Genomic DNA, 8,784 nt, shown 5'->3' with positions numbered 1-8,784 from the left:
GCCCAGCCGGCGCGCCTGCAGCACCGGCTGCTCGGCCAGCCGGGGATCGACCAGCGGATCGAGCAGCGCAGCGGCGGCCTGGTTCAGCCGCTCGAAGGCCCCGGCGCCTGGACTGCGGTCGGCCATGGGCTCAGCTGTCCCCGAGGCGGAACACGCCGACCTCGTCGAGCAGCGCGCGGGCGCTGTCGACCAGCCGACGGGTCTCGGCCGCCTGCAGCGAGAGTTGACGGGCGGTCTCGGCGCTGGCTTCCTGGATGATGCGGGCCCGCTCCTGCAGCGCGGCGCCCGCCCGGGCCTGCTCCTGCGCGGTGCGGGCGATGTCGCGGACATCGGCGGCGAGCGCACCGGTCTGCGCCTGGCTGCGGCCCATCTCGCGGCCTGAGGCCTCGGCCAGCTGGCTGATCTCGACCACCTGGGCGATCGCATGGTTCATGGCGATGACCGTGTCGTGGGTCTCGGTGCGGATCGCGTTGACGAGTCGGCCGATCTGCAGCGTGGACTCGCGCGCCGACTCCGACAGGCGTCGGACCTCGTCGGCCACCACCGCGAAGCTGCGGCCCGCCTCGCCGGCAGCGGCGGCGTGCATCGAGGCATTGAGCGCCAGGATGCCGGTGCGTTCGGCGATGCCCTGGATGATGCCCACCACCTGGCCGATCTCCTGGGAGCGCTCGCCCAGCCGCTTGATGCGCTTCTCGGTCTCTCGGATGAGTTCGCGGGTACGGCCCACGCCGCTGGCGGTCTCGGCAACCGCCGCCATGGCCTGCTCGGTGGCCTGCACCGCGCGCTCCGCCGCCTGATTGCCGGCGAGCGAGCGCGCGGCGATGGTGTCGAGCGCAGCGGCCGCGGCGGCCAGCTCCTGCGCGGCCATCGCCACCTCGCGCTGTTCGCGTGCGGCGGCCTTGCCCGCGCTGTCGGACTGGCCCTTGACCGCGAGCGTGGTCTCGGCCACCAGCCGCGACACCGAGCGCACGTTGAGCAGCACCCGACGGGTCTCCTCGGTGAGCAGGTTGAGCGCGTCGGCGATCGCTCCGGTGACGTTCTCGGTGATCGGCACCCGGATGGTCAGGTCCTTGGAGGTGGCGATGGTGCCCACCGCCTGCATGATCTCGATGACGGAATCGTTCAGATCCTCGAGTTCGCCGCCGGCCCGCCCCGGCGCGCCCGCCGGGGCGCCAGCGACGGGCGCCGGGTCATCGTCACGCGACTCGACAGGGCGCGACAGCCACAGGCCGAGCAGGACCGCCACCGCCACCGCCGCGGCCAGGGCCAGCACCAGCAGCAGGGCATCGAACTCGCGAGGCACCGGCCGCGCCATGCCGGCCCGCAGCCACACACCAACGAGCAGGCAGACCAGCGGACCGAGCAGCGCCGCGACCGGCAGCCAGCGCCGGCGCACCGGCAACCGGGAGTCCTGGCCGGATCCGGTCATGTCGGCCATCCGTCGGCTCCCGTCTCGGCCGCGGTGGCAAGCAGCCCGAACAGCCGCGCGGGCACGACATGCCACCAGGTCCGGTCCGGGTCGAGCGCGTCGGCCACCGGCCGCTCGAGCGCGGCGGCGAACACACAGTCGGGACGGATGGCCTGCGGCCGCGGCTCGGCGACCGCGATCGGCGACGGCGGCTCCTCGACCCGCAATGCCGCGCCCTCCCCCGGCTCGCCCACCACCAGCACGGCCATCCGGCGCGCGACCGGCGGCGAAGGCGCACCGGCGGGGTCGAGCACCACCAGCGGCAGGCCCTGCATCTGCATCAGGCCGCAGACCCTGGGCGCGGCGCCCGCCAGCGGGTGGACGAGCACATCGGCAAGGTAGACCAGCGGCAGGCCCGAGGGCAGCACCACCGACACCCCGCCGATGCGGGCACCGAACAGCGGTCCGGCAAAGGCGGCGTCGGCCATGGCGGGCTCAGGCCTGCGCGCCGCCGACGGCGGGCGCGTGCCGGCTCACCGCCGCCAGCAGGCCCTCGGCGGTGAAGGGCTTGGCGACCAGATCGCGCCCGCCCTGCATGCGGGCCCAGAGATGGTCGGCCCGCTCGGCCTTGGATGAGACGAACACCACCGGGATGGCGCGGGTGCGCGGGTCAGCGGCCAGACGCCGGCAGGCCTCGAAGCCGTCCATGCCGGGCATGACGATATCGAGCAGGATGATGTCCGGGCGGTGGCGGCGCGCCGCCTCGATCGCGGCAAGCCCGTCGCGGGCAGTGCGCACCCGCCAGCCGGCCCGCTCGAGGATGGCCAGCATGCGGCGGCGGTCGTGGGCGACATCGTCGACCACCAGCGCGCGGTGGGTGCGCGGCGCCGCGGCGGGCTGGTCGGGATGGCCGGCGGGCATGCTCAGCGCCGGAAGAGGCGCGACAGCACGCCAGACGCCGGCGCGACGGCTGGCGCTGCCGCGGGGGGGGCCGCTGCCGCGCCCGCCGCCGGCGCACCCGGCGCCACCGGATGGGAGCCTGTGCGCATCAGCCCGGTGAGATCGTCGATGGCCAGGGAGCGGCGCAGCTGCTTGATGACCGCCGCCTCGAGGGCGCGGTACGGCACCGGCTTGGTGAGGTAGGTGTCGCAACCGGCCAGCGCACCGCGGGCAAGATCGAAGGGCGAGGAGCGGCTGGTGAGGATGATCACCGGCATCTGCCGCCAGGTGCGGTTGCGCCGGATCTCGCGTGTGAGTCGGTAGCCATCCATGTCGGGCATGACCACATCGAGCAGGGCGAGGTCGAAGTGCTGCTCGCGAAGCTTCTCGAGCGCAGCCGCCGCCGAATCGACCACCTCGCTGACGATGCCCATGCGGTCGAAGGCCACGGTGAGCTGGCGGCGCACGGTGGGGCTGTCATCGACCACCAGCACCCGCAGCCGCTGCGAGATCGGCGGATCGACCGCGTTGATCGGGAAGGCCACGAGGTTGGAGGGCGCGCCCGCCGCGCCTGGCAGCGGTGAGGCAGCACCCGCGGCGCCCATGGAAGCGGCAGCCGACCCGGCTGCGCCCGCCGGGGCCGCGCCCGCCGGGGCCGCGCCCGCCGCCCCCGCCGCCCCCGCCGCCGGGCCCGAGCGCGTGGCCGGAGCGGCAGCGTCAGCCGAGGCCTGACGGGGCGATGCAAGCCCTTCGGTCTCGACCAGCCGGTTGAGCACCGGCAGCAGCTGCAAGGTGAGGCGATCGAGCGCGATGGCCACGAGCGGCGGCGGGGGCACCGGCGCGCCCCGGGGCACCACGGCCACCGCCGGCAAGCGCCTGCCGCCGGCCCGCAGCTGCGCCAGGGTGTGCTGTCCGGCTGGATCGGCCGCGCCGATGATGAGCAGGTCGAGCCCGTCGGGCTGCGGCGTGGCCACCAGCCGATAGAGGAACCGGTTGTACTGGCTGTGCCGGAAGACGATCTCGATCAGCCGGCAGTCGCGCGGATCGAGGCCGGCGGTGCCGACCCGGAACTGGGGCTTGTCTTGCATCAGGCGTGGGAAACGGTCGGATTCGCGGGCGCAGTCGCCATTGTCGCCGGCCGCGGCCGGATTCCCAAGCACACGCCGGCGGTGCCCGACACGCGTGCTAGCATCGACCGATGAGCCAACGCGACTATCACGGTTTCGACACCCTGTCGCTGCATGCCGGCGCCCTGCCCGACAGCGACCATGGCGCCCGGGCCACGCCCATCTACCTGTCCACCGCCTTCGTCTTCAAGGACTCCGATCAGGCAGCGGCGCTCTTCAACATGGAGCAGGGTGGCCATGTCTACTCGCGCATCAGCAACCCCACGGTGGCGGTGCTCGAGGAACGCATCGCAGCCCTGGAGGGTGGCGTGGGCGCGATCGCCACCGCCAGCGGCCAGGCGGCGCTGCACCTCGCCATCGCCACGCTGGCCGGCGCCGGCTCGCACATCGTGGCCTCGCGGGCGCTCTACGGCGGCTCGCACAACCTGCTGCACTACACCCTGGCGCGCTTCGGCATCGAGACCACCTTCGTTGATCCCCGCGAGCCCGCGGCCTGGCAGGCAGCGCTGCGGCCGAACACCCGGCTGCTGTTCGGCGAAACCCTCGGCAACCCCGGGCTCGATGTGCTCGACATCCCGGCCATCTCGGCCATCGCCCACGGGCACGGCGTACCTCTGCTGGTCGACGCCACCTTCACAACCCCCTGGCTGATGCGGCCCTTCGAGCACGGCGCCGACCTGATCTGCCATTCCGCCACCAAGTTCCTGTGCGGACACGGCACGGTGGTCGGTGGCCTGCTGGTCGACTCCGGCCGCTTCGACTGGCATGCCAGCGGCCGCTTCCCCGAGCTCACCGAACCCTATGCCGGCTTCCACGGCATGGTCTTCGCCGAGGAGTCCACGGTGGCGCCCTTCCTGCTGCGCGCGCGGCGCGAGGGCCTGCGCGATTTCGGCGCCTGCATGAGCCCGATGAACGCCTTCCAGATCCTGCAGGGCATCGAGACCCTGTCGCTGCGCATGGATCGCCATGTGGCCAACGCGCTCGCGGTCGCGCGCTTCCTCGAAGCCCATCCCCTGGTCACCCGTGTCTCGCACCCGGGCCTGGCCTCGCATCCCGACCATGCCCTCGCGCAGCGCCTGCTGCCGCGCGGCGCCGGCGCAGTGTTCAGTTTCGAGCTCAAGGGCGATCGTGCCGCGGGCCGACGCTTCGTCGAGGCGCTGCAGGTGTTCTCGCACCTGGCCAATGTGGGCGACGCCCGTTCGCTGGTCATCCATCCCGCCTCCACCACCCACTTCCGCATGGACTCGGCAGTGCTGGCAGCCGCCGGCATCGGCGAGGGCACCCTGCGGGTGTCCATCGGCCTGGAAGACCCCGCCGACCTGATCGCCGACCTCAAGCGGGCCTTTCGGGCCGCCGAGAAAGGCTGATCATGCGCATCTCGCTCGACGGCCACGAGGCCTACGCCTACACCGGCGGCCGGGCCTTCAACCCGGCCCTGCCCACGGTGTGCTTCATCCATGGCGCGCAGCATGATCACAGCGTGTGGATCCTGCAGTCACGCTACCTCGCGCACCATGGCTACGGTGTGCTCGCCTGGGATCTGCCCGGCCACGGCCGCAGCGCCGGCGCGCCGCTTGCCAGCATCGCCGCAATCGCCGACTGGGTCACCCGGGCCAATGCCCGGGCCGGCGCTGAGCGCGCGGTGCTGGTCGGCCACAGCATGGGCTCGCTGATCGCGCTGCATGCCGCAGGGGCCACGCCGGCGGCGGTGCGGGCCATCGCGCTGGTGGGCACCGCCTTCCCCATGAAGGTCTCCGATGCGCTGCTGCAGGCGGCCCGCGACGACGAACCGAAGGCCTTCGACATGATCAACCAGTGGTCGTTCTCGGGGGTCACCCACCGGCCGGGCAATCCCGGCCCGGGCTTCAGCGTGTTCAACGAGACCCGCCGGCTGATGGAGCGACAGCGCCCGGGCGTGCTGCTCAACGACTTCCAGGCCTGCAATGCCTATGACGCGGGTCTCGCGCAGGCCGCGGCGGCGCGCTGCCCGGCGCTGCTGGTGCTCGGCGAAGCCGACCAGATGACCCCGCCGAAGGCAGCCCGCGCTCTTGCGCAGGCGCTGGCGGGCAGCCGCACCGTCACCCTGCCGCGCTGCGGCCACAGCATCATGGCCGAGCAGCCCGAAGGCCTGCTCGGCGCCCTGCGCAGCTTCCTGCCCGGTCTGCCCGACTGAGTCTCAGCCGGGCAGCGCATCCAGTCGGCAGTCGAGTTCGGCCAGCGCCAGCAGGCGGGCCCTGGCTCCCGGCGCACCGGCCGAGACGGCCCGATCGGACTCGTCGCCGTGCCAGCAGTGCTCGAACAGCTCGCGCAGACAGAGCGCACCGGCCTGCGGCGCGAGCAGCCACCACTCCTGCCAGACGGGCTCGTCGGCCGCCGGATCGCCGTCAGCGCCATCCCGGCCGAGGAGCCAGTGTCGCCGCAGATAGCCCAGCCCGGCCAGCAGCGCGGCGGTCTCGTCGGCAGCCTCGGCATCCTGGTCGAAGAGGGTGCGCAACGAGCCGGCCTGCAGCGCGGCCTCGCCTCGCCGCTGCGCCGCCAGCAGCGCCAGCAGCACACCGCGCCCGCGGGCATAGCGGGCGGCAGGTCCGTGCGGCGCGGGCGGCAGCACACCGTGGGACCAGGCCGGCAGGCAGGCCACCACCACCGCTGCCGCGAGCACCGCCAGCCAGACGCTGAACAGCCAGAGCAGAATCAGCGGCAGCGCCGCGAAGGCGCCATACACCACGGTGTAGGTGGGCAGCTTGACGGCCTGGAAGGCCAGCGCCTGCTTCAGGCCCTCGAGCGCCGCCGCGCCGACGAGGCCGCCGAGCAGCGCATCGCGCCAGCGCACCGGCGCATTGGGCACCAGCCGGTAGAGCAGCGTGAGCACCATGGTCGAGGCGATCCAGGGCAGTGTCGACAGCCAGGCCCGCTGCACCGCCAGCGGGCCGGCTTTCTCGAACAGCTGTGCCAGCAGCAGGCCGTTGGCCAGCAGCGTGAGCGCCAGCAGCAGCGGCCCCAGGGTGAGGAAGGTCCAGTAGAGGGTGAGCCGGCGCGCCAGCGGTCGAGGCCGGCGCACCTGCCAGATCCGGTTCAGCGTGCGATCGACGGTGAGCAGCGCGGTGAACGCGGTGGCGAAGAAGAACAGACCGCCGATCAGCGAAAGCTGTCCGGCCTTGGAGGCGAACTGGTTGAGGTAACGCACCACCAGCTCCGAGAAACCCGGCAGGAACAGCGTGGCCGACAGGAACTGCAGCAGCGCGTCACGCGGCCGCGCGAACACCGGCGAGGCCCCGAGCAGCGAGATGGCGATGCTGAACACCGGCACCATCGCCAGCACCGACAGGAACGCGAGGCTGGCCGCGGTCTGGGTGAGCTGCAGCTGCGCCACGCGACCGGCCACCAGCGCGACGAAACGCCGCAGCCGTCCGGCTGGTATCGGGGGGCGGGGGTCCATGCATGGCTATGATACGGGCCATGACCGATCCGATCGCCGCCGACGCGACTGCCGCAGCGCCTGCGACCCCTGCGACCCCGTCTGTCCCTGCGACCCCTGCGGCCCAGGCTGGCGCGCTGCGCCTGTCGCGCGCCGTGACGCTGGCCGCGTTCGCGGCCCTGGCGGTGCTCTCGATGGCCTGGGAGTTCTGGCTCGCCCCCCTGCGGCCCGGCGGCTCGCTGCTCGCGCTCAAGGCGGTGCCCCTGGTGCTGGCCATCCCGGCGCTGCGGGCCGGTCGGCTGCGGGCCTACCAGGCCTGGAGCATGGCGATCCTGATCTATCTCTGCGAGGGCCTGGTGCGCGCCACCAGCGATGCCCCGCCCTCGGCCTGGCTGGCCATCCTCGAGGCGGTGCTGGCGCTGGCCGCCTTCGGCGCCATCCTGGTGTACACCCGGGCCCGACGACTCGCAGCGGGCCCCGCGCACTGAGCGTCGGGCGGGGCGACCATGCTCACCCTGCTGTCCATCTTCGTCGAAAGCGAGCATTCCCGGCGCGCGCTGGCGGCGCTGCTGGTCTTCGCGCTGATCCATGCGGTCGGCACGGTCGGTTACCTGCTGATCGGCGGGCCGGCCACCACGGTGATCGATGCGCTCTACATGACCTTCATCACCGTGGCCACGATCGGCTATGCCGAGGTGGTCGATCTCGGCGCCAGCCCCGCAGGCCGGGTGTTCACGATGCTGATCGCGCTGCTGGGCATCGGCACCATGACCTTCCTCTTCTCGACGGTCACGGCCTTCGTCCTCGAGACCAACCAGAACAGCAGCTACCGGAGACGCCGCATGCAGGCCCGAATCGCGCAACTCGACGGCCATTACATCGTCTGCGGCGCCGGCCGCATCGGCGGCCATGTGGTGGCCGAACTGCAGACCGGCCGGCAAACCTGGGTGGCGGTCGACACCGATCCGGCGGCACTGGCCCGTCTTGGCGATGGCGCCCCCGGCGCCATGACCCTGGAGGGTGACGCCGCCGACGACGAGATGCTCGAGCGCGCCGGCATCGCCCACTGCCGCGGGGTGTTCGCCGTCACCGGCGACGACGCCAAGAACCTGGTGATCAGCCTGTCAGCCAAGCAGCTCAACCCCGCGGCACGGGTGGTCGCCCGGGTGCATGATCCGCGCAATGTCGCCAAGACCCTGCGAGCCGGCGCCGACGAGATCGTTTCGCCCGATTTCTCGGGTGGCCGACGGATCGCGGCCCTGATGCTGCGCCCGCAGATGGTCTCGCTGGCCGATGAACTGCTGCGCGCTGACGGCCCCTTGCAGGTGGAGGAGCTGACGGTGCCCTCCGGTTGCGCGGCGCTCAGCGTGCGCCAGCTTGGCCGCTCGCCGCACTGGCTGCTGGTGGCCATCCGCGACGCCGGCCGATGGCGATTCAACCCGAGCGATGATCAGGCGATCGTGCCCGGCGATGTGCTGATCGTCATCGCCACCGCGGACGGGCGGCTCGCGCTGGAACGCACGCTGGCGAGCTGATCCTCGTCGGCGTGACCGGGGGCCACGACCTCGGCCGCCGCGCGCTCCACCAGCCCGGGGTCATTGCCGGCCAGCAGGGCCGCGTCGGACAGCGTCCGGCGCCAACGACGCGCACCGGGCAGGCCGTTGAACAGGCCCAGGGCGTGCCGCACCACCTCGCGCACCCGTCCACCCGCCGCCACATGGGCACGCACCTGGACGGCGAGCTGGCGTGCGGCGGCGTGCCGGTCGGCCAACGGCGCCGGCGCGCCAAAGAAGGCCGGATCGACCCCGGCCAGCAGCCAGGGGTTGCCGTAGGCCTCGCGCCCCAGCATCACGCCGTCGAGCGCGGGGCCGTCGGTGCCGCCGGGCGCGCCAAGC

At 72.9% G+C, this 8,784-nt stretch carries 10 protein-coding genes; 4 read left to right on the top strand and 6 right to left on the bottom strand.

What is annotated here, in order from left to right; all coding sequences use genetic code 11:
- Window positions 1-130: 130 nt before the first annotated feature.
- Genes AC2H6A_RS15470 through AC2H6A_RS15455 form a run of 4 tightly spaced genes read right to left on the bottom strand, consistent with a single transcriptional unit; the run spans window position 131 to window position 3,435 of the window.
- The gene (locus AC2H6A_RS15470) at window positions 131-1,429 is read right to left on the bottom strand and encodes a methyl-accepting chemotaxis protein (RefSeq protein ID WP_484274562.1); all 1,299 of its coding nucleotides are present in this window, start codon (window positions 1,427-1,429) and stop codon (window positions 131-133) included.
- The gene (locus AC2H6A_RS15465) at window positions 1,426-1,896 is read right to left on the bottom strand and encodes a hypothetical protein (protein WP_484274560.1); all 471 of its coding nucleotides are present in this window, start codon (window positions 1,894-1,896) and stop codon (window positions 1,426-1,428) included. Before AC2H6A_RS15465 ends, AC2H6A_RS15470 begins: the two co-directional genes overlap by 4 nt.
- 7 nt (window positions 1,897-1,903) lie before the next feature.
- On the bottom strand, window positions 1,904-2,329 hold the full coding sequence (locus tag AC2H6A_RS15460) for a response regulator (protein ID WP_484274559.1): 426 nt from the start codon (window positions 2,327-2,329) through the stop codon (window positions 1,904-1,906).
- 2 nt (window positions 2,330-2,331) lie between these two features.
- The gene (locus AC2H6A_RS15455) at window positions 2,332-3,435 is read right to left on the bottom strand and encodes a response regulator (protein ID WP_484274558.1); all 1,104 of its coding nucleotides are present in this window, start codon (window positions 3,433-3,435) and stop codon (window positions 2,332-2,334) included.
- A gap of 110 nt (window positions 3,436-3,545) precedes the next feature.
- Between AC2H6A_RS15455 and AC2H6A_RS15450 the strand changes: the two genes are divergently transcribed.
- Together AC2H6A_RS15450 and AC2H6A_RS15445 are read left to right on the top strand one after the other, a co-directional pair.
- Window positions 3,546-4,841, top strand: coding sequence for an O-acetylhomoserine aminocarboxypropyltransferase (locus AC2H6A_RS15450; RefSeq protein WP_484274557.1), 1,296 nt, complete (start codon window positions 3,546-3,548; stop codon window positions 4,839-4,841).
- 2 nt (window positions 4,842-4,843) lie between these two features.
- On the top strand, window positions 4,844-5,647 hold the full coding sequence (locus AC2H6A_RS15445) for an alpha/beta fold hydrolase (protein WP_484274556.1): 804 nt from the start codon (window positions 4,844-4,846) through the stop codon (window positions 5,645-5,647).
- Between the two features lie 3 nt (window positions 5,648-5,650).
- On the opposite strand, the gene AC2H6A_RS15440 is transcribed toward AC2H6A_RS15445, so the two are convergent.
- Window positions 5,651-6,910, bottom strand: coding sequence for a YihY family inner membrane protein (locus AC2H6A_RS15440; RefSeq protein ID WP_484274555.1), 1,260 nt, complete (start codon window positions 6,908-6,910; stop codon window positions 5,651-5,653).
- 134 nt (window positions 6,911-7,044) lie between these two features.
- Between AC2H6A_RS15440 and AC2H6A_RS15435 the strand changes: the two genes are divergently transcribed.
- Window positions 7,045-7,377 (top strand): DUF2069 domain-containing protein, encoded by a 333-nt coding sequence (locus tag AC2H6A_RS15435; protein WP_484274554.1) that lies wholly within the window; start codon window positions 7,045-7,047, stop codon window positions 7,375-7,377.
- Between the two features lie 18 nt (window positions 7,378-7,395).
- A complete protein-coding gene (locus AC2H6A_RS15430) occupies window positions 7,396-8,424 on the top strand; it encodes a potassium channel family protein (protein ID WP_484274553.1) in 1,029 nt (342 codons plus the stop codon).
- On the opposite strand, the gene AC2H6A_RS15425 is transcribed toward AC2H6A_RS15430, so the two are convergent.
- Window positions 8,340-8,784: tRNA-dihydrouridine synthase (locus tag AC2H6A_RS15425; protein ID WP_484274552.1), on the bottom strand; the 445-nt coding region annotated here is incomplete at its 5' end. The two genes, AC2H6A_RS15430 and AC2H6A_RS15425, sit on opposite strands and share 85 nt — an antisense overlap.

Source organism: Quisquiliibacterium sp. (assembly GCF_982640115.1).
Note: the sequence above shows the minus strand (reverse complement) of the source record. Positions and strands in the feature narration are given on the sequence as shown.

What these genes read in the sequence shown, in the direction of transcription:
- AC2H6A_RS15470 (WP_484274562.1), bottom strand. Translation starts at nt 1,429, where the DNA reads ATGACCGGATCCGGCCAGGACTCCCGGTTGCCGGTGCGCCGGCGCTGG.
- AC2H6A_RS15465 (WP_484274560.1), bottom strand. Translation starts at nt 1,896, where the DNA reads ATGGCCGACGCCGCCTTTGCCGGACCGCTGTTCGGTGCCCGCATCGGC.
- AC2H6A_RS15460 (WP_484274559.1), bottom strand. Translation starts at nt 2,329, where the DNA reads ATGCCCGCCGGCCATCCCGACCAGCCCGCCGCGGCGCCGCGCACCCAC.
- AC2H6A_RS15455 (WP_484274558.1), bottom strand. Translation starts at nt 3,435, where the DNA reads ATGCAAGACAAGCCCCAGTTCCGGGTCGGCACCGCCGGCCTCGATCCG.
- AC2H6A_RS15450 (WP_484274557.1), top strand. Translation starts at nt 3,546, where the DNA reads ATGAGCCAACGCGACTATCACGGTTTCGACACCCTGTCGCTGCATGCC.
- AC2H6A_RS15445 (WP_484274556.1), top strand. Translation starts at nt 4,844, where the DNA reads ATGCGCATCTCGCTCGACGGCCACGAGGCCTACGCCTACACCGGCGGC.
- AC2H6A_RS15440 (WP_484274555.1), bottom strand. Translation starts at nt 6,910, where the DNA reads ATGGACCCCCGCCCCCCGATACCAGCCGGACGGCTGCGGCGTTTCGTC.
- AC2H6A_RS15430 (WP_484274553.1), top strand. Translation starts at nt 7,396, where the DNA reads ATGCTCACCCTGCTGTCCATCTTCGTCGAAAGCGAGCATTCCCGGCGC.